24 protein-coding genes and 1 tRNA gene are annotated in these 18801 nt (G+C 63.2%); 9 read left to right on the forward strand and 16 right to left on the reverse strand.

Annotation, left to right across the window (positions count from 1 at the left end):
* Window positions 1-379: 379 nt before the first annotated feature.
* Window positions 380-556, reverse strand: a complete 177-nt coding sequence (locus LB515_RS20390; RefSeq protein WP_224708770.1) for a hypothetical protein — start codon at window positions 554-556, stop codon at window positions 380-382.
* A gap of 101 nt (window positions 557-657) precedes the next feature.
* Between LB515_RS20390 and LB515_RS20395 the strand changes: the two genes are divergently transcribed.
* The 3 genes from LB515_RS20395 to LB515_RS20405 all read left to right on the forward strand — a co-directional run bounded on the left by LB515_RS20395 (window position 658) and on the right by LB515_RS20405 (window position 3250).
* Window positions 658-1950, forward strand: a complete 1293-nt coding sequence (locus tag LB515_RS20395; RefSeq protein ID WP_224708771.1) for a deaminase — start codon at window positions 658-660, stop codon at window positions 1948-1950.
* A gap of 439 nt (window positions 1951-2389) precedes the next feature.
* Window positions 2390-2466, forward strand: a tRNA-Pro gene (locus tag LB515_RS20400).
* A gap of 61 nt (window positions 2467-2527) precedes the next feature.
* Window positions 2528-3250, forward strand: a complete 723-nt coding sequence (locus LB515_RS20405) for a hypothetical protein (protein WP_141245331.1) — start codon at window positions 2528-2530, stop codon at window positions 3248-3250.
* Between the two features lie 16 nt (window positions 3251-3266).
* Here the strand turns inward: LB515_RS20405 and LB515_RS20410 are convergent, their stop codons facing one another.
* Both LB515_RS20410 and LB515_RS20415 read right to left on the reverse strand, forming a co-directional pair.
* On the reverse strand, window positions 3267-3650 hold the full coding sequence (locus tag LB515_RS20410; RefSeq protein ID WP_140846093.1) for a type II toxin-antitoxin system VapC family toxin: 384 nt from the start codon (window positions 3648-3650) through the stop codon (window positions 3267-3269).
* Window positions 3647-3904 (reverse strand): type II toxin-antitoxin system Phd/YefM family antitoxin, encoded by a 258-nt coding sequence (locus LB515_RS20415; protein ID WP_140846092.1) that lies wholly within the window; start codon window positions 3902-3904, stop codon window positions 3647-3649. Before LB515_RS20415 ends, LB515_RS20410 begins: the two co-directional genes overlap by 4 nt.
* Before the next feature lie 334 nt (window positions 3905-4238).
* On the opposite strand from LB515_RS20415, the gene LB515_RS20420 reads away from it, so the two are divergent.
* Window positions 4239-4502, forward strand: coding sequence for a hypothetical protein (locus LB515_RS20420; RefSeq protein WP_224708772.1), 264 nt, complete (start codon window positions 4239-4241; stop codon window positions 4500-4502).
* A 21-nt stretch (window positions 4503-4523) separates the two neighbouring features.
* Here LB515_RS20420 and hdaA read toward each other — a convergent pair whose 3' ends face one another.
* From hdaA to LB515_RS20435, 3 genes are read right to left on the reverse strand one after another with little or no spacing between them, the layout of a single operon-like run.
* Complete coding sequence (gene hdaA / locus LB515_RS20425; protein WP_095767092.1) at window positions 4524-5228, reverse strand: DnaA regulatory inactivator HdaA; 705 nt, start codon at window positions 5226-5228, stop codon at window positions 4524-4526.
* A gap of 1 nt (window position 5229) precedes the next feature.
* Window positions 5230-6477, reverse strand: coding sequence for an AI-2E family transporter (locus LB515_RS20430; RefSeq protein WP_224708773.1), 1248 nt, complete (start codon window positions 6475-6477; stop codon window positions 5230-5232).
* Window positions 6389-7006, reverse strand: a complete 618-nt coding sequence (locus LB515_RS20435; protein ID WP_224708774.1) for a CDP-alcohol phosphatidyltransferase family protein — start codon at window positions 7004-7006, stop codon at window positions 6389-6391. Before LB515_RS20435 ends, LB515_RS20430 begins: the two co-directional genes overlap by 89 nt.
* Window positions 7007-7387: 381 nt before the next feature.
* Here LB515_RS20435 and purM point away from each other — a divergent pair, with 381 nt between their 5' ends.
* From purM to LB515_RS20450, 3 genes are read left to right on the forward strand one after another with little or no spacing between them, the layout of a single operon-like run.
* Window positions 7388-8467, forward strand: coding sequence for a phosphoribosylformylglycinamidine cyclo-ligase (purM, locus tag LB515_RS20440; RefSeq protein ID WP_095767195.1), 1080 nt, complete (start codon window positions 7388-7390; stop codon window positions 8465-8467).
* Window positions 8464-9171, forward strand: coding sequence for a phosphoribosylglycinamide formyltransferase (purN, locus tag LB515_RS20445; protein ID WP_224708775.1), 708 nt, complete (start codon window positions 8464-8466; stop codon window positions 9169-9171). The genes purM and purN overlap by 4 nt, the downstream gene beginning before the upstream one ends.
* Window positions 9172-9179: 8 nt before the next feature.
* Window positions 9180-9695: a SixA phosphatase family protein gene (locus LB515_RS20450; protein ID WP_140846086.1), complete on the forward strand. Its 516-nt coding sequence runs from the start codon at window positions 9180-9182 to the stop codon at window positions 9693-9695.
* Window positions 9696-9765: 70 nt separating this feature from the next.
* On the opposite strand, the gene LB515_RS20455 is transcribed toward LB515_RS20450, so the two are convergent.
* The 3 genes from LB515_RS20455 to LB515_RS20465 form a co-directional block, all read right to left on the reverse strand.
* On the reverse strand, window positions 9766-10014 hold the full coding sequence (locus LB515_RS20455; RefSeq protein WP_140846085.1) for a DUF680 domain-containing protein: 249 nt from the start codon (window positions 10012-10014) through the stop codon (window positions 9766-9768).
* Window positions 10015-10287: 273 nt separating this feature from the next.
* On the reverse strand, window positions 10288-10494 hold the full coding sequence (locus LB515_RS20460) for a DUF680 domain-containing protein (protein WP_095767086.1): 207 nt from the start codon (window positions 10492-10494) through the stop codon (window positions 10288-10290).
* A gap of 56 nt (window positions 10495-10550) precedes the next feature.
* Window positions 10551-10790 (reverse strand): DUF680 domain-containing protein, encoded by a 240-nt coding sequence (locus tag LB515_RS20465; protein WP_095767085.1) that lies wholly within the window; start codon window positions 10788-10790, stop codon window positions 10551-10553.
* Between the two features lie 482 nt (window positions 10791-11272).
* Here LB515_RS20465 and LB515_RS20470 point away from each other — a divergent pair, with 482 nt between their 5' ends.
* The gene (locus LB515_RS20470; protein WP_140635760.1) at window positions 11273-11950 is read left to right on the forward strand and encodes a response regulator; all 678 of its coding nucleotides are present in this window, start codon (window positions 11273-11275) and stop codon (window positions 11948-11950) included.
* Window positions 11947-13314, forward strand: coding sequence for a sensor histidine kinase (locus LB515_RS20475; protein WP_224708776.1), 1368 nt, complete (start codon window positions 11947-11949; stop codon window positions 13312-13314). Before LB515_RS20470 ends, LB515_RS20475 begins: the two co-directional genes overlap by 4 nt.
* An 8-nt stretch (window positions 13315-13322) precedes the next feature.
* On the opposite strand, the gene LB515_RS20480 is transcribed toward LB515_RS20475, so the two are convergent.
* The 7 genes from LB515_RS20480 to speB form a co-directional block, all read right to left on the reverse strand.
* Complete coding sequence (locus LB515_RS20480) at window positions 13323-13634, reverse strand: type II toxin-antitoxin system RelE/ParE family toxin (RefSeq protein ID WP_224610530.1); 312 nt, start codon at window positions 13632-13634, stop codon at window positions 13323-13325.
* Entirely contained in the window at window positions 13631-13921 is a 291-nt protein-coding gene (locus LB515_RS20485; RefSeq protein ID WP_140846080.1) for a type II toxin-antitoxin system ParD family antitoxin, read from the reverse strand. Before LB515_RS20485 ends, LB515_RS20480 begins: the two co-directional genes overlap by 4 nt.
* A gap of 100 nt (window positions 13922-14021) precedes the next feature.
* Window positions 14022-14897, reverse strand: a complete 876-nt coding sequence (locus LB515_RS20490) for an ABC transporter permease (protein WP_224708777.1) — start codon at window positions 14895-14897, stop codon at window positions 14022-14024.
* Between the two features lie 13 nt (window positions 14898-14910).
* The gene (locus LB515_RS20495) at window positions 14911-15765 is read right to left on the reverse strand and encodes an ABC transporter ATP-binding protein (protein ID WP_224708778.1); all 855 of its coding nucleotides are present in this window, start codon (window positions 15763-15765) and stop codon (window positions 14911-14913) included.
* A 159-nt stretch (window positions 15766-15924) separates the two neighbouring features.
* Window positions 15925-16884 (reverse strand): ABC transporter substrate-binding protein, encoded by a 960-nt coding sequence (locus tag LB515_RS20500; protein WP_224638422.1) that lies wholly within the window; start codon window positions 16882-16884, stop codon window positions 15925-15927.
* 218 nt (window positions 16885-17102) lie between these two features.
* On the reverse strand, window positions 17103-17879 hold the full coding sequence (gene dapB, locus LB515_RS20505) for a 4-hydroxy-tetrahydrodipicolinate reductase (protein ID WP_224708779.1): 777 nt from the start codon (window positions 17877-17879) through the stop codon (window positions 17103-17105).
* 62 nt (window positions 17880-17941) lie between these two features.
* On the reverse strand, window positions 17942-18745 hold the full coding sequence (gene speB / locus LB515_RS20510; RefSeq protein ID WP_224708780.1) for an agmatinase: 804 nt from the start codon (window positions 18743-18745) through the stop codon (window positions 17942-17944).
* Between the last annotated feature and the right edge of the window lie 56 nt (window positions 18746-18801).

Below are 18801 nucleotides of genomic sequence, written 5' to 3' on the forward strand. Positions count from 1 at the left end.
TGGCGATCCGGGCACTGTGTTGAAACCGAGAGCTGGCGCTCTTCAACACTGCGGCATTGATCCGGGTCAGGCCTGCCGTTTTTGTGTTGCCTTCCGGGGGCTGCCTCCTATACGCCACGGGACGTCGGAGTGTAGCGCTGCCTGGTAGCGCACCTGATTTGGGATTGATGACGCTCAGACCGGATTTCCCTTGGTTTCAAATCGCTAGCGGAGGCGTCTTTTGTCTCTGTGGGACTTTTCGCGGGATTCATCGCTTCCACGCCTGCGCACAGGTAAACGCGCGGATTCGATCCCCGCTACCCGCTCCTTGAGCCTGATTTGTCGCTGACCAGATGGTTTTCATAGAGCCCGCCGGCAAGCCGGCGGGCTTTGGGCAGCATCAGCTCGACGCAACGGCGGTTTTGATGTCGTTGTTGTCAATGACGTACGGGCCACGGCGGACGTCGGGCCGCTCCAAGACGCTATTGACCGCGTCTCTCATGATTTCGCTGAGCTGGTCTTTTCTCGCTTGTGCGGAGATTTCCGAACTGTTTCTGCGGTTGTTCGTCTCGGCCATGCTTTACCCTCCAGCGGATTTTGCGACTCGATGATACATCAGCTATCACATGCGTCCTAAGACAATATGAGGGAGCTAGGAAAGTTCCTGATGGGGCGCAAATGGGCAACACTGTCACTGTTGATGATCCGGAGTTGGTGATCGGACTGGTTGGTCCGATCGGCGTTAATTTGGATGCGATCGTTGGTTTCCTGGAGGCCTCTCTCAAAGGCGTCAATTATAGAAGCCAGGTGATTCACATAACGAGGGTAATGCGCGATCTGATACCACATCTGCAGGTCGACGATGAATCCTATAGCGCTCGCTATCGGTCGTTGATCAAGAACTCTGACCTGGTCCGCCGAAGCGTAAATAACCAAGCCGCCTTAGCATGTCTGGCGATCAGTGAGATACGGCGGCTTCGTCAGGAATTACAGCCACAGCTGGATGCGAAAGACGCCCGTGAAGCCCCCCTCCTCAGCACGGCCTTCATTATTCGACAGTTTAAGCGCGAAGAAGAAATCGCGCTTCTGCGCCAGGTTTATGGTCGTAAGTTCGTTCAGATTTCCGTTTTCTCCGATCCGCATGAACGTCGCTCTCAACTCGTTCGCAAGATTAAAGAGTTTGGAACCGGAACCGTAGAAGATGGGGAGGCTGAAAAGCAAGCCATAGACCTCATTTCCATTGATCACAACGAGGTTGATGACGAATTCGGACAAAGAGTGTCGGACGTTTTTCACCGAGGTGATGTTTTTGTCAGAGGTGAAGAAAACCAGGGCGCTGCGGACACGGTTGACAGGTTCATCAAAGCCTTTTTCGGTCACAATAGCCTGTCACCGACGAAAACCGAATATGGCATGTATGCTGCGGCGGGAGCTGCGCTGAGGTCCTTAGACCTTTCTCGTCAGGTAGGCGCAGCTGTATTTTCACCGAATGGTGAGGTGATCACTCTCGGATGCAATGAGGTACCAAAAGCCTTCGGTGGCACATACTGGTGCGACGACGCAGGCGACAAGCATCGCGATTTTGAGGAGGGGACTGATGGAAATCATAGCCGCAAAATCCGCGTGGTAGATGATCTCGTCGAAAGGATGGGCAAGCTCGGGTTCTTGTCCGACAAGCTGCTTTCAACAGGGTCGACACACAAGCAGGTTCGTCGCTTGATGTCGGAGCGAACCATCGCAGATTCGAAAGTGATGGACCTGATCGAATTTGGCAGGATCATCCATGCGGAAATGTCCGCGATCACCGACGCTGCCAGGCTCGGCAAACCTTTAGCGGGCGCCATATTGTTCTGCACTACCTTTCCCTGTCACATGTGCGCCAAGCACATAGTGTCGTCCGGTATCAATCGGCTCGTTTTTTGGAGCCCTACCCCAAGAGCCACGCGAAGGATCTCCATTCCGACTCCATAACGTTCTCCGCGTCTGAGAGAGAGACGAAGGTTCTGTTTGAACCCTTCATCGGCATCTCGCCCCGACGATACCGTGACATCTTTGAGAAAAGGAAGCGGAAAGACTCATCTGGGAAGGCGAGCCCGTGGGCTGATGGTAAGCCGGTTCCAAGGATTGAAGATCGCAGCTCGGCTTACATAGAGAATGAGGAGCCGGCGATATCCCTTGTGACAGCTGAAATATTGAAGTTGGCTGCTCAATGAGGTGAGGCTTGGGCCGCCTGAAAAAATGAAGTGCCGAACCTCACCAGCGACACCAGCGCCGGAGAAGCGATCCGTGAACATCCGCGGACTTCGCGTGGGACTTTTCGCGCCGATCGTTGCATTTGTATGCCGTTCGTTCCGTTTTTGCATTTTTGGGGTTGCCCTGAAACGCCCGGAACCCTATGGAAACGCGGCTTCGGAGTGTAGCGCAGCCTGGTAGCGCACCTGATTTGGGATCAGGGGGTCGCGTGTTCGAATCACGCCACTCCGACCATCATTTCCCGGAAAGAACCAAGCCGGTCCGGCCCCGGCATCTGGCCAGAGGGGGCTCTCATTTGGCAGCCGTGGTCGTGGCGATCCTCGACAGGGACAATTGGGACGCCAACACAGACATCATCGTCGTCGTGGATGGCGCCAGGCGGCGGCTGACATGGGTGCCGCGCGACTTGTGGTCTCCCCTCATAAGCGACCGCATCAACGCGGCTTTCACCATCGGTGGCGGAAGCTTGCTGCTCGATGCGCTTGCTGAACTGGGATTTGCGGCGCAGAGTGCGATCTGCCTCAGGCGTGGCGCAAGCGAAGCCGCGCTTGCCGAAGCCAGCGTCAGGGTGCCGATCCCCGCGCCACTCGATTTCTGGTATCCACTGACACCGACAAGCCGCATCGAAGACGGGCGCCAACAGGTTTCCTTCCGCCCGCCCGCCGAAACGCTAAGGGGCGCCCGTCTTCATCAGTGGATCGGCGCCCGCAGCATGGTCAACGGACAGGGAAGCGACTTCCACCGCATGCGGCGCCAGATCGTGTTCCTGCGCGCGCTCATCGCCCAGGATTTCGATTTCTGCCTTTTGCTGAAGGATCCGGAACTGGTGCGGATCAGCGGCGGCGATCCGCTCTCCCTGCTTGCCCGCGTCTCAACCAGCTGGCGCATGCGGGTGCATGACTGGGTGGACGACGCCGTCATCGACGGCAAGATGGTCCTAGTCCCGCGCAAGCCGAAGCCATGGTGGCGGCGGCAACTGCGCCGGCTACGGGACAGGCTCAAGGGAAAGCCGACCTAGCCCATTTCCGGATCGCTCAAATCGCGCCTTCGACATCCGTCTTGGAGAAATCCTCGCCGACATAGAGCAGCCGGCAAGCGCGGTCCTTCGCCACCTCATAAGCGAAGCAGTCGCCGAAGTTGAGCGCCGCGGGGTGGATGCCTTTGCCCCATCGTGCGTAAGCCTCGGCAACACGCCGAGCCGCGCCTTCCGTGACTGGCGCAATCTCGAAGCCGAGCCCGTCGAGCAGGGATTGCACTTCCTCGGCCACGCCGCGTCGTGCGGCAACAATCAGGAGCTCGGCTACGGTTCCGGCCGATATCAGAAGTTCGTCTTCCGTTTCAAGCGTAGCGATACAGGCGTCCGCCGCCGGCTCGTCGAGGACGATGGCGATCAAGGCCGAGGTATCGACCGCGATCATTCCGGCAGGCCGTCATCGCCATAGAGGAAATCCTGGCTGCGCGCCGCAGGCGGGCCGGCACTGGCTTTCGCAGCGCCGGAGGCCCGGACGGCCTGCAGCAGGCTCCGGCGGTGCTTCCGGTCCGGCGCGGACCGTACCGGGACGAGACGCACGGCCGCGTGACCGTGGCGGGTCAGGATAATCTCATCTCCAGCCTCGGCGCGCCTCACCAGTTCGGTCAGTTGCCCCTTGGCGTCTGTCACGGATATCTGCATGACAACCCTATATGGACCATGATTTGGTCCATTAAATAGACCATTTGATAGTCTAGCTCAAGGCCGCAGTTCGGAGGAACGGTAAACCCGCCGGGCGAGAACCCCAACACCTCGAGCCCGGCGAGCCTACAACCCGATCAGGAACGCGACCGGGACCGGGATCAACCGGCATTGTCTGCCTTGCAAGAGCGATGCCGGAAAGGCTGTTCCGAAATGGGACGGCTAGGCCGCTGGCTCCCACGGGTTGATCACGGAACACACCGGCTGTGGCTTGAATAATCCCTCGCTTCCAACTTTGTCGCCGGTCTAAGCTTTGAACAAAAGGGGATTTCCCATGCCTGTTGTCGAGGCGGTGCTGTCGCTGATCGGCCCGGCCTATTTAGCCTATTACGGCTTTGCCGTTCCGGTCATGGTGGTCTGGGCAATTCTGTGCGCTGCGCTCTGGGTTTGGAACAACCGGCCGAGCAAGAGACCGGGTGGCGTCGCGCGGTCGCGGTCCGCCAGCCTGATGTTTTTCGTCCTTGTCGCCGCCTGTTACATCGCGGCGCACACAGGCGTGTATCTTCTGGCCCAGCATCTGGCCGGGCTATGGGCGTAACCGCCGGGACGCTATCGGTGGCTAAATATCGAACTCGCCCTGCCCTTCGTCCATGGCGCTCACGGTCTCGGCGGCCAAGGCGCGGGTGATCGGCGTCTTGCGTTCGAGTGCGGCGCGGTCGAGGCGCTCGACGACGCGCATGGCGGTCGCGAGCGAGCGCTCGATGCGACGCACCAGATATTGCACCACATGCGGCTCGACCTCGACCTGGCGGTCGGCGAAGAGCTTGGTGATGACGCCGGCAAGCAAAAGGTCGTCGGGCTCGTGGATCTCGACCGTCGACGCCGCCTTCAGCCGCGAGATGAGATCGGGCAGCGCGACGCGCCAGGCGGAGGGGAAACGCCGCGCCGTCAAAAGCAGCGTCGAGCCCGCGCCGCGCACGGCGTTGATCAGGTGGAACAGGCCGTGCTCGTCGACCGCCGCCTTGTCGATGTCGTCGATGAACGCCGGCCTGATGCCGAGCCCGGCAATGTGCTCGCCGATCCGGCCGGGATCGATGGCGACGGCATGCGTCCGATCCTGCCAGATCCGGGCGAGGTGCGTCTTGCCCGAGCCGGGCGGCCCGGCCAGCACGACCACCGGCGACGGCCAGTCCGGCCAGCGGTCGATCAGCGATGCCGCTTGCGCATTGGTGCCCGAGACGACGAGCTCGTCGCGCGAATAGCCGGTGCCGTGGCCGAGATCGAGCGGCAGCTGGCGCGGCGGGTCGGCTGGCTGAGCAGTCATTTCAGCCCCGCGTCGAGCGATGACCGCCGCCGCGGTCGGCCGGCAATTGCGGCGCGGGCTGTGTGCCGTTGCCCCTGTAAAGCGGCGATTCGAGATAGCGGCTGATGGCGAAGCGCACCAGCACGGCAATCGCCGCCGAGGCCGGCACGGCAATCAAAAGGCCGACGAAGCCGAACAGCGCGCCGAAGGCAAACAGCGCGAACATCAGCCATACCGGATGCAGGCCGACGCTCTTTCCGACCAGCCGCGGCTGCAGGATGTTGCCCTCGATGAACTGGCCGACGAAGAACACGCAGGCCACGGCGACCACCATGGTCCAGTCCGGCCAGAACTGGACGAAGGCGACGCCGACGGCGAGCACCAGCCCGGTCAAAGAGCCGACATAGGGGATGAAGGAGATCAGCCCGGCGAAGAAGCCGATGAGGATGGCGAAGTTCAAGCCGGTCAGCGTCAGGCCCGTGGCATACATGGCGCCGAGCACCAGGCAAAGCGTGCCCTGCCCGCGTACGAAGCCGGCAGTGGCGGTGTTGATGTCGCGGGCAAGCGCACGCACCGTCTCGACATGATCGCGCGGCACCCAGCCGTCGACCTCGGCCACCATGCGGTCCCAGTCGAGCAGCATGTAGAAGGCGACGACCGGGGTGACGACGAACAGGCTCACCACCGAGACCAGCGCCACGCCGGAGCTCCAGATCGAGGTGAAGACGGTGGTGAGCAGGCTGAAGCCGGAGGTGAGCAGCGAATTCAGCCCGTCGCGCAGACCGGCGGCGTTGACGCCGAAACGCTGCTCCAGCCATTTCGGGTCGAAACTGGTGATCAGCGATTGCAGGCGGGTGAGATATTCCGGCAGCTTGCGGGCGAAATCGGCCATCTGGGTGGCCAGCACCGGCACCAGGATAACCAAGGCCAGCACCACCACGACGATGAAGGCAATCAGGATCACCACGGTCGCCATCAGGCGCGAGAGGCCGAGCCGCTGCAGCCAGTCGGCGACCGGGTCGAGGAAATAGGCGAGCACCATGCCGGCGACGAAAGGCAGGAGAATGCCCGAGAAAATATAGAGGAACAGCGCCAGCAGGACCGCCGTCGCCAGCCAGAAGAAGACCTGGCGGCGAAGCCCGCCCGAGCTATCGTCGGCCTCAATCACCGCGGCTTCACCGTCAGGCGCCCGTGTCGGAGCCGCCCGATCTGCCGATGCCCGACTTGATGTCGCCGGTTTGGGAGTTGCTCGTCCGGGAGCCTTCGCCATAGCCGCTCATATGCCTTAGCCAGGCCACGAGATAGGCTGCGGCCGAAGCCACGGTCAAGACCCCGGTCAGCAATATGAGCGCGGTCCGCAACGGGTCCAGGTGCACGGCAAAGGCAAGTTCGCCCAGCACAAGCGCCGCCAGCACGATCTGCGCGGCGGTGTTGGCCTTCGACACGAAGAGCGGCTTGACCTCGACCGGATGGCTCATCACGCTGGACAAGAGCACGGCGCAGACAATGAGCCCGTCGCGCGAGACCACGGTCACCACCAGCCAAAGCGGCAGTTCGCCGGCAAAACCCATGACGACGAAGACCGAGACCAGCAGAAGCTTGTCCGCGATCGGATCGAGATAGGCGCCGAGGCTGGACGACTGGTTCCAGCGACGCGCGATAAAGCCATCGACGCCGTCGGAGATGCCGGCAACGAGGAATCCGGCAAAGGCCCAGTCCCAATGCGCCTGCAGCATGGCGAGCACCACCGCGGGCACGAGCAGCAGCCGCATGATCGTGATCATGTTGGGAAGGGTCACATGATGTCCCGTCGCGATTTTTATTGGAGAATAGATGATGGAGATAAGTAAATTGGGCAAGAGAGGAGCGGCGCTGAAGCTGCCGATCTCCCCTCTTGCAGGGGAGATGCCTGGCAAGGCAGAGGGGTGCTGTCCCTCGGCATATCGGAGTTCTTCTTTCGCCGTGTCGTCAGAACCATTATCGACGCTGGTATTCCTTCACACCCCGTGTCCTGCCGGACATCTCCCCCGCAAAGGGGGGAGATTGGCCATCTCGGCCTTCGCCAATCGCCTATGTCGGTGCTCACTTTCCACGCTTTTGTCGGCGGAAACGACGGCCATCCTTGCTCCCCGAAACCATTCATGCGAAGAGCCGGCAATGGAAACGAGGACGAGCCGACGATGAGCAAGGGCGACAAGGCCGAGCGCAAAAACGGGCTCACCTACGCCGAGGCTGGCGTCGACATCGATGCCGGCAATCTGATGGTCGAGAAGATCAAGCCGCTGGTGCGCGCCACGCGCCGGCCGGGCGCCGATGGCGAGATCGGCGGCTTCGGCGGACTGTTCGACCTGAAGGCCGCCGGCTTCACCGATCCGGTGCTGGTCGCGGCCAATGACGGTGTGGGCACCAAGCTCAAGATCGCCATCGATGCCGGCAAGCACGACACGATCGGCATCGATCTCGTCGCCATGTGCGTCAACGACATCGTCGTGCAGGGCGCCGAGCCGCTGTTCTTCCTCGATTATTTCGCCACCGGCAAGCTCGACCCGGACCAGGGCGCTTCAATCGTCGGCGGCATCGCGCAAGGTTGCCGGCAGGCCGGCTGCGCGCTGATCGGCGGCGAGACCGCCGAGATGCCGGGCATGTATCACGACAAGGATTACGACCTTGCGGGCTTCGCCGTGGGCGCCGCCGAGCGCGGCCAGCTGCTGCCGACCGACGACATCGTCGAAGGCGACGTGCTGCTCGGCCTTGCCTCGTCCGGCCTGCACTCCAACGGCTTTTCGCTGGTGCGCCGGATCGTCGCCGCGAGCGGCCTTAGCTGGAGCGATGCGGCGCCATTCAACGAGGAGCTCAGCCTCGCCGAGGCGCTGCTCGAGCCAACGCGCATCTATGTGAAGTCGATCCTGAAAGCGATCCGCAACACGCATGGCATCAAGGCGCTGGCCCATATCACCGGCGGCGGTTTCCCGGAAAACATTCCGCGCGTTTTGCCCAAGGATTTTTCCGCCGAGCTCGACCTCGAAGCGATCGACGTGCCGCCGGTGTTCTCGTGGCTGGCCAAGACCGGCGGCGTCGCGCCGGAAGAGATGATGCGCACCTTCAACTGCGGCATCGGCATGATCCTCGCCGTCGCCTCCGGCCAGGCGGCGCAGGTCGCGGCGGTGCTGCAGGAAGCCGGCGAGACGGTGACGCCGATTGGCCGCATCGTCCCGCGCCGCGACGCCGGCGTCATCTATCGGGGCTCGATCGGCCTATGAGCAGGAAACGAACGGTCGTCCTGATCTCGGGACGGGGCTCCAACATGACGGCGCTGATCGCGGCCGCCGCCGATCCAACCTATCCGGCAGAAATCGTCGGCGTCATTTCCGACCGCGCCAACGCGGCCGGCCTCGGCATCGCCCAGTCGCGCGGCATCGCCACCAAGGTCATCCAGCGCGCCGACCATCCGAGCAAGGATGCCTATGACGCCGCGCTCGACGCCGCGCTTGTCGGCTTCGGCGCCGACATCGTAGCCCTTGCCGGCTATATGCGGATCCTCGGCCGCGGCCTGGTCGAGAAATGGCAGGGGCGCATGGTCAACATCCACCCTGCCCTGCTGCCGGCCTTCAAGGGTCTGGACACGCATGCGCGGGCCATCCGCGCCGGTGTTCGCATCCATGGCTGCTCGGTGCATTTCGTCACGCCCGAGATGGATGACGGCCCGATCATCGCGCAGGCCGCCGTGCCGGTGATGGTCGGCGACAATGAGGACACGCTTGCCGCGCGCGTGCTGAAGGTGGAGCACCGGCTCTATCCGCTGGCGCTGGGTCTGGTCGCCGAAGGCAAGGCGCGCATGGAAAAGGGCCACACCGTGCTTGCCCATTTCGCCGACGACGCCGACAACGCCACCTCGGTGGTGATGGCGCCCGACCCGCTGCGCGAGGAGACCGACCTCGAGCAGCTGGCGCGGATCACGCCGTAGAGGCTGCAATGCCCCTGAGACAACTTCTTATCCTCCGCCACGCCAAGTCGAGTCGGGACGATCCCAAGCTTGAGGATTTCGACCGGCCGCTAGCCGCGCGCGGCTTAAAGACGGCGCCGCTGATGGGGCGGGAGCTTGCCCAGCGCGGTTGGCTGCCGGATCTGGCGCTGGTGTCGCCGGCGCTGCGCACGCGCGATACCTGGCGGCTGGTTGCGGCCGAACTCCCGAAGAACGTGCCGGCGCAATTCGCCGACGAACTCTACGAGGCGGCTGCCGGTGCGATCCTGGCGCGCGTGCGGCAGGCCAAGGCAGCGAGCCTGATAGTGATCGGCCACAATCCCGGCCTGCAGCACTTTGTGTTGCGGCTGGCCGGCCCCGGAACGGATGAGAGCGTTTTCAAGAAGATCGAAGCGAAGTTTCCGACGGCAGCTCTTGTCCGGTTCACGCTGGACAAGGATTGGGCCGATCTCGACTTCCGTGGCGCCCGACTGACGCATTTTGTTCGGCCGAAGGATTTGACGTAGCCCGAAGCCTGGCGGCCCATAAGCAAGGCGGCGGGCAAGCCCGCCGCCTTCAATATTTTCAAAGACGAGCTCAATTGCCCCAGTTGTCCGATGGCGGACCCGGCCAATCCGCAGCGCCGGTCGCGCCAGTCTTCATCTCGGTATCGACCTTCGGGGCCGGCTTGACTGTGTTGTGCTTCGGGATCGAAGCCGTGACGCTGGTGTCGGAGCCAACGGTGGCTGCCTGGTTGACGCCATCGGCGCCGTAGTGGTCGCTGCCGGCGAAGGCGGAGCCCATCGCGAGAAGCATTGCGACAGTGGTGAGAGCGATCCTGGTCATTTCGGTTTTCCTTGTCCGTTTGGTTTCGTCGGGCGATGGCCTTGGGAGGATGGCCCCGCTGCCGAAAAGACCCGCGGCGGCCTGGGTTTATTCCCGGCGCGTTCGCTTTTCAGCTGCCATGGCAGTGTCGGATCGGACTTCGCTCAGAAAAAGACAAACGATTACAAATGCTTGTGATGACAAATACTTGTGACGCGATTCAAACGGCGTTAGCCGGCTGCAGAAAAACAGAGCGGCGGGACAAGCCCGCCGCCTGCTTTTTTCCGGGTCGGATCAGTGGTTGCCGAACAGGTTGTGATCGGTGCCCTGCACCACCGGCCTTCGGACATCCGCGTCCGACTTCGCGATCGAGGTCGTCACAGTCCGGTCGATGGTGACAGCCGGCTGTTTGGCATTGGCCGCTCCGTAATTGTCCGAGCTGGCGAAAGCGGCGCCCGTGGCGACAAGCAGGGCGACGGCGGTAAGAGCGATCTTGGTCATTTGAGTTACTCCAGATTTGAAGGTTATTGGTTGAAGCGGGTTAGGAGGCGCGCCGGTTAGCGGCCCCAGATGCCTTGGCCCGACTGCGGCTGGTTCTGATCAGGTGTGATGTGGAACTCGCGCTGCTCGAACTTGTCGAGCTTGCGGATCGAACCGGTGACGGTGTTGTCGACGTTGCCCGCGGGGGCCGTTACGGCCGGCTGGTTGACGTTGTCGGAACCGTAGTGGTCGCTGCCAGCGAAAGCGCTGCCCGTGGCAATGAGGAAAGCAGCGGCGGCAAAAGCAATCTTGTTCATTTCAGATACTCCAGATTTCAAAATTCGTGTCCGTCTAGTGGCGTGCCGTATTGGAAATTCGCGTCGCTCGGACCACCCCGAAATGGGTCGGCCCTGTTGCCATTTCCAATCACGAAAAGTTGTGAACCGAACCGTTCGGTTCGATCTTGAAATTAACTGAACTACGCAGCGGCCACATTCTTATTGTTTGATATCAGCCAGTTACGGGGATCGTCGCGCGATGCGGCACCTGGATAACGGGAGCCGGTGTTCACCCCGGCTATACGAACCGTCAACATTAATTGAACCGAACGGTTCGGTTTTATCACTTGCACGACCGAACAGGTGGCTCGGCAGGCACCATGACCGGGGTGGCGGTCGCCGAGAAACCACGTTTGCCTTGCGCGCGGATCGATACTATCGGTTGCCTCGGGAACCAATTTGGACGCCGCCTGCCGCCCTTTGGCGAAGGTCGACGCCGTTGGGAGGAACAGCGACGAACGATGCGGCTGCTGCTTGTCGAGGACAATCGCGAACTGGCCGATTGGCTGAGCAAGACGCTGCGCCAGGCGAGCTATGTCGTCGACGTCGTGCATGACGGCGAGGATGTCGAGCATGCTTTAGCCGCCGGGGATCACGCTTTGATCATCCTTGACCTTGCCCTGCCCCGCATGGGCGGCATGGAGGTGCTGAAAAGGCTGCGGGCACGCGGCAACCCGGTGCCGGTTATCGTGCTTACCGCCAATGCCAGCCTCGACGGCCGGGTCAAGGGCCTCAACGAAGGTGCCGACGATTATCTGGCGAAACCATTTCAGATCGAGGAGCTGGAAGCGCGCATCCGCGTGCAGCTGCGCCGTGCCAACGACCGCACCGCGCCGGTCGTTTCCTGCGGCGATCTCACCTTCGACACCAACACCAGGCTGTTCTCGCTTGCCGGGGCGACGCTGTCGCTGACGCCTCGTGAGCACGCGGTGTTGGAACAGCTCGTCGTCAAGGCCGGCCGCACGGTGAGCAAGGCGGCGCTCTCGACCGCGATCTACGACTTCGACACCGACGCCGACCCCAGCGCCATCGAGATCTATGTGCACAGGCTGCGCAAGAAGCTCGAGGGATCGCGCGTCCAGATCGCCACCTTGCGCGGCCTGGGCTATCTGTTGCGCCACGACGATCCGGCGCCATGAAAATCGACAGGCTCCGGTTCGGCAGCCTTCGCCTGCAGTTGCTGGCCTGGGTGGTGCTGCCGCTGGCTGGGCTCGCCGCTATCAATCTGTGGACCAGCCAGCGCAACGCGCTGGCGACGGCGGACCTCGTCACCGATCGCATGCTGGTCGGCTCGGCACGCGCCATCGCCGAGCAGGTGGCGATGGCCGACGGCGCGCTCGACGCCACCGTGCCGCCGGCGGCGATCGAGATGTTCGACACTGGCGACCGCGACAGCGTCTATTATCGCGTCGAGACCGCCGGCGGGCGGCTGCTGAGCGGCTATCCGGACCTGCCCGAGGCGCCGGATCGCGGCAGCGTCGAGGCCGCCTACCGCGATCACCCGCTGCGCCTGGCAACGCTCAGCCATGCCGTGATCGGCGCCGGCAGCGATTCGCCGATCAAGGTCACGGTCGGCGTCACGCTCGCCGGACATGACGCCATGGTCAAGCGCCTGTGGCTCAGCGCCTTCGCCCAGCAGCTTGCCTTGGTGGCCATTGCCGGCGTGTTCGTGCTGCTTGGCCTGCGCCGCGGCCTGGCGCCGCTGATCCGGCTGCGCGATGCCGTGCGCTCGCGAAGCCGCAGCGATCTCGATCCGGTCGAGGTCCCGGGCGCGCAGAGCGAGATCCGGCCGCTGATCGAGGCGCTCAATGCCTATATGGAGCGCGTGCGGGCGCAAATGGCGGCGCAGCGACGCTTCATCGCCAATGCCGCGCACCAGTTGCGCACGCCGCTGGCGCTCTTGTCGACGCAGGCAAGCTATGCCTTGCGGGAAACCGTGTCCGATCGGCGCCAGGAGGCGCTGGTCGCGTTGCAAGCGAGTTCCGGCAGGCTGGCGCGGCTCGCTGAACAATTGCTCACGCTTTCGCGCGCCGAGCCCGGCAGCCGGCGGCCACGCGCCGACCGCATCGACCTCACCGAAGCTGCCCGCCATGTGCTGGAAGCGCAGGCGCCGGTGGCGATCAAGCGCGACATCGACCTCGGCCTCGAGGAGAACGGACCGGTGGCGGTGATCGGCGACGGCACGATGCTGCGCGAGATGATCGTCAATCTGGTCGACAACGCGCTGCGCTACACGCCGGCTGGCGGCGCGGTGACTGTCAGGCTGGCGATGGTCGATCGCGAGGGCGTGCTGACGGTCGCCGACACCGGCCCCGGCATTCCGGCCGAGGAACGGGAGCATGTCTTCGAACGCTTCTACCGCCTCGCCGGCTCGGCAGAGGAAGGCAGCGGGCTCGGCCTGGCGATCGTGCGCGAGGTGGTCGAGAATGCCGGCGGCAGCGTCACTCTGGGCGACGCCGCCGCTGGCGGGCTCAAGGTCGAGGTCCGGCTGCCGCTGGCCTAAGACCTACCTCAATGCTCGGACTCTTCGTCCGGCAATTCGAGCGTACGACCCGAATAAAGAATCCGGAGGATGACCACTTTGTCATCCACGATTTCGAACGCGATCGTTGCGCGTCGGCGCCATCCTACCGTGCGCAAACCCGGTGCGATTTCGTCATGACGCGTGCCCCGCTCCGGAAAAGTTTCAAAGTCGAGACAATAGTCGACAATGCGCCCGACAAAACGCAAAGCGGTTGCCACGCCAGCCTTTGGCGCGAGCTCGCTCAGCAACTCGGCAATATCCCGCTCGGCGGCAGCATGGAACCTGACCTGATATTTCATGCACCGGAGCGCGGTTTGGCGGCGATCGCGTTGATGTGCTCAGAGAGATTGCGGCGCAGCTGTTCGGCCGTCAAAAGCTTCTCAGGATGGGCGCGCGCATCCTGCATCGTCGGCACGACTGCCTCGCGCAGCCAGCGTTCAATCGCCGCGTCACGGGCAGCCAACGTACGCAGGCCATCACGGATGACTTCGCTCTCGGTGGCGTATTCGCCTGAGGCAACTTTATTTTTCACCATCTGCGCCATCTCGAGCGGCAGTGTGATCGTCAGGGGCTGGGAGTTTCGCATGGCTCGTCTCCTCGATACCCCTCAGTATAGCACAAGGCGCGTGACTTTGTCATACACTAGGTGAAGCCGCACACCAGACATGATGATGTGCGGCGATTGCTCAGGTCCCCTGCTCGTTGAACGGCGCCGGGCGCCACTTCACCACATAGTTCTCGAAGTGGGTGATGATGAACTCCACCACCAGCGCCATCACCGCCAGGATGATCATGGCGGCGAAGACGCCATTGGCGTTGAAGGCGCCCTGCGCGGTGGAGATCAAAAGGCCCATGCCCTGCTTGGCGCCGAGAAACTCGCCTACGACCGCGCCGACCAGCGCAAAGCCGAACGAGACATGCAGGCTGGCGAGGATCCAGCTCATCGCCGAAGGGATGATGATCGAGCGGGTGATCTGGAACGGCGAGGCGCCGAGGATCTGGGCGTTGGCGATCATCGCCCTGTCAGCCTCGCGCACGCCCTGGAAGGCGTTGGCGAAGACGACGAAGAACACCATGACGACGGCCAGCGCCACTTTGGAAGCCATGCCCAACCCGAGCGCGATGATGAACACCGAGCCGAGCACCACGCGCGGCACGGAGTTCGCGATCTTGATGTAGATCGAGAACACATCGGCCAGCAGCTTGTTGCGACCAAGGATGATGCCCGCCACGATGCCGCCGACGGCGCCGATAGCGAAGCCGAGGAAGGTTTCCTCCAGCGTCACATAGATCTGCAGCCAGAGCGGCCCCTGCGAGGTGCCCTCGGTGATCCAGGACCAGATCTGTTCCCAGATGCCCGACGGGCTGGAGAAGAAGAATGGGTCGATGATGTTGTAGTCGGCGCAGAGTTCCCAAAGGCCGAGGAAGACGACGAGGATCGCGAGGCGCAGGCCGATGACCAGAGCATGGCGTTTGCGCAGCCGTGCCCTCGCCTGCGCTTCCGCGGCGACGATCGAGGTGGCGCGGGCGGCGGCCTGATCGGTTGGAGAGATGGCGGTCATGGCAAGTCTCCTTTCAATGGCTCGCCTGCAAGCCACGGCTTTGGCCGAGCTGCACTTCCTCACGCAGATCGTTCCAGATCACCTTGGCAATCTCGATGAATTTCGGGTCGTAACGAATGTCGGACATGACGCGCGGGCGCGGCAGGTCGATGCGGTAGACGCTCTTCACAGTGCCCGGACCGGCGGTGAGCACATAGACCTTGTCGGCCAGCGCCACCGCTTCCTCCAGATCGTGCGTGACGAAGACGACGGATGATCTCAGCCCCGACCAGAGGTCCAGCAATTCGTCCTGCATTGCGGTGCGGGTTTGCATGTCGAGTGCGCTGAAGGGCTCGTCCATCAACAGGATCTTGGGCTGGTTGATGAAGGTCTGGGCAAGTGCCGCGCGCTTGCGCATGCCGCCCGAAAGCTGGTGCGGATAATGCTTCTCGAACCGCGAAAGGCCGACCCGGCCGATCCAGTCGCGCGCCTTCTCATAGGCTTCTTTCTTCGGCATGCCGCGGAAGAGTGGACCGGCGGCGACGTTGTCGATGACGCTGCGCCACGGAAACAGTGCGTCGGCCTGGAAGACGAAGCCGATGTCGCGGCTGATGTCGGTGACCGGATTGCCCATGACGCGGACATTGCCGGTGGTCGGACGCAACAGGCCGGTGACGAGGTTGAGCGTCGTCGACTTGCCGCAGCCCGTCGGGCCGACGACGCAGGCGAACTCGCCGCGCGCCACCGTCATGGTGAAATCGCGGATCGCCGTCATCATGTGGCCGTCGGGCGTGACGAAGCGCAGCGTCACATCGTCGATGGCTATCGCGGCGTCAGCCGGCGGCGCGGCGGGAGACATTTTCTCCGCCGCCATGGTCTGCGATTGCATAGCACACTCCTGTTGTGGTGGTGCGGGATGGCGCGATCCGGGCCCGCGGGCCTGCTCGCCGGAATCCGGAAACACGGCCGCCGAATTGATTCAGGCGGCCGACGCAAGCTCTTGCTTTTCAAGGGCGGACGGGGTCCGCCCGCCCTCGCCTGCCGGCGCCTACTTCGCCGCGTCGACGAACTCGGTCGTGTAGGTCTTCGATAGATCGATCTGCTTGCCTTGCAGGCTCTTCGAGAAGGTCGACAGAACCTTCAGCACGGTCTGCGGTCCATCGGCCGGCATGCGGCCATCCGGCGTGAACATCGCCTTGCCGCCTGCCAGGCCCTGAACATAGAGGTCCTTGCTGCCGGCGTAATAGTCCTTCGGCATCTTGTCGGCGATCTCCTCGGCCGAATGGCCGGCGATGAACTTCATCGTCTTGACGAAGGCGTTGGCGAGCTTCTGCGCCTCGTCCTTGTGGCCTTCGAGCCAACTCGACTGAACGTAGAAGGAGGCAGCCGGGTAGTCGCCGCCGAGCGCCGCCTTGGTCTTTTCGGGCGTGCGCATATCGACCAGGACCTTCGCCTCGCCGGTCTGGAGCAGCTTAGCGATGGTCGGCTCGGTGGTCATGCCGGCCTGGATCTGGTCCTGCTTGACGGCGGCGATGAAAGTGTTGCCGGCGCCGACGGGAAGCAGCGTGTAATCGCCCGGCTTCAGGCCGCTGCGAACCGCAAGATACTGCGTCAGGAAATCAGTCGAGGAGCCGAGGCCGGTGACGCCCAGCGTCGCGCCCTTGAAATCGGCCGGCGACTTAATTTCGGGGTGCTTGGCCGAGACCAGCTCTACCTCGCCCGGCGCCTGGCTGAATTGCACGATCGACTGGATGTATTTGCCCTTCGACTGCAGGTCGACGGTGTGATCGTAGAAGCCGACGACGCCTTGCACGGCGCCGGCCAGCAACTCATTCTCGGCCTCGACGCCCGCGCGGGAGTTCACCAACTCCACGTCCAGCCCCTCATCCTTGAAGTAGCCGAGCTGCTGGGTGAGCACGGCCGGCAGATAGATCTGCTTTTCCATGCCGCCGACGATGATGGTGATCTTGTCGGCTGCCGATGCCGTCGATGCGCCAGCGCCAACCATGGCAAGCGTCAGCGCCACTGAACGCAGGGCGCGTTTAGAGATGAAACGGGTCACTAGTCTTCCTCCACTGGGCGGCGCGCCGCGCCGCATTCCTCCTGTCGGCCGCTCCCAGGCCGTTCATGTGGCGACCGCCACAAAACTGTCATGGCATGGCCAAGCTTTCAGCTGGCTTTCAGCCGTTTTAGAGGCCGTGGAATGAAGTCCGGCGGGGTTACCGGTCACAAGGCAGTGAAGCCCAGCACATCGCGCATGTCGTATTCGCCGGGCGGCCGTCCGGCGACCCAGAGCGCAGCCGCGATGGCGCCGCGGGCGAACATCGAGCGGTCGCCGGCGGCATGCGAAAGCGTGAGCCTCTCGCCGTCGCTCAGGAAGCTGACGCTGTGCTCGCCGACGATGCTGCCGCCGCGCATAACGGCAAAGCCGATCTCGCCGGCATTGCGCGGACCAACGAGGCCATCGCGGGCGCGTCTCGCCACATCGTCCAGCACGACGCCACGTCCTCGCACGGCCGCCTCGCCCAGCATCAGCGCCGTGCCCGACGGCGCGTCAACCTTGAAGCGGTGATGTGCTTCGAAGATTTCGATGTCGCAGTCATCAGGCCCAAGCGCCCTCGCCGCCTGTTCGACCAGACCGGTCAGCATATTGAGCCCCAGCGAGTAGCTGCCGGAGCGCACGATAGCGATCTTCTTCGCCGCTTCCGCTATGGCTTTCAGCTCAGCGACATCAAAACCTGTCGAGCCGATCACCAGCGCCGGACCGCCGCGTGCGGCACAGGCCGTTGCCAGTTCGGCAGAAGCCGCGGGCGTGGTGAAGTCGACGGCCACATCGGCAAGCGCCAGAGCTTCGTCGCGCTCGACCAGTCCCTCTCCCGCGCTGCCCGGCCGATGGAAGCCGGCGACGAGTTCCAGCCGGGAATCGGCAGCGATTGTCTCGGCCATCTGCCGGCCCATGCGGCCGAGCGCGCCGGCGATGGCTATCCTGAGCGGCTGCGGCATGGCGATCCCTGTCGAAAGCTGAGTCGGAACAATCCTCTAGCATGCCGCCTTGGCAAATTGATTCAAACCGCGACGTTGGTCTTCAGCATCGTGCCGGCAATCTCCTTCACCAGCTTGGCGGCGACCAGCGCCGTCACGTTGGATAGGTCCTGGCGCGGATTGTATTCGACGACGTCGGCGGCGACTATTCGTTGGTCTATTGCCTGGATCAGACCGATGGCCTGGCGCGTGGTCAAGCCGCCGGGCTCACGGTGAGAGATACCGGGAGCGAAGGCCGGATCGAGAGCGTCGATATCCATCGAGATGTAGACAGGCGTCTGAAGGTCGAGCTGCAAGCCTTCCTTGAAATGCCGCATCTCCACCACCTCGACGCCGAAGCGCTTGAACTGGTCGCGATGGTGATCGTTGACGGTGCGCAGGCCGATCTGGATCAGCCGGTCGGCCAGCTTCTCTTCCATGATCCGGGCGAAGGGCGAAGTGTGCGAACGCGGATTGTCGTCATAGGAATGATAAATGTCCGGATGCGCGTCTATGTGGACGATCGTGAGGCTCCGGCAGCGGCGGCGCACCGCGCGCAGCACCGGCCAGGAGATCGCATGGTCGCCGCCGAGCGAGATCAGCGGATGGCCGGCGTCGAGCGCGCGGCCCACCTCCGCCTCGATCCGCTGCCACGGGTCGCCACCTTGCGTGAAATCGATGTCGCCGTGATCGACGAAGCGGTCCGTCAGGTCGAAGCCGGTTTCGGTCCAGGAACTGTAGGCGTCGCTGGCGAGCTCGCGCCGGATCAGCGGCGGCGCCTCGGCAGGCCCGCGCAGATAGGACGAATTCTCGTCATGCGGAATGCCCAGAAGCGAGACCTTGGCCACGACATCCTCCCTCGTTGCCGAGACAAGCGGCTTCTATAGACGCCGGAGCTGGTGGG

Origin of the sequence: Mesorhizobium sp. CA15 (assembly GCF_020165215.1) — a bacterium.
In the GTDB taxonomy this organism is placed as follows: Bacteria; Pseudomonadota; Alphaproteobacteria; order Rhizobiales; family Rhizobiaceae; genus Mesorhizobium.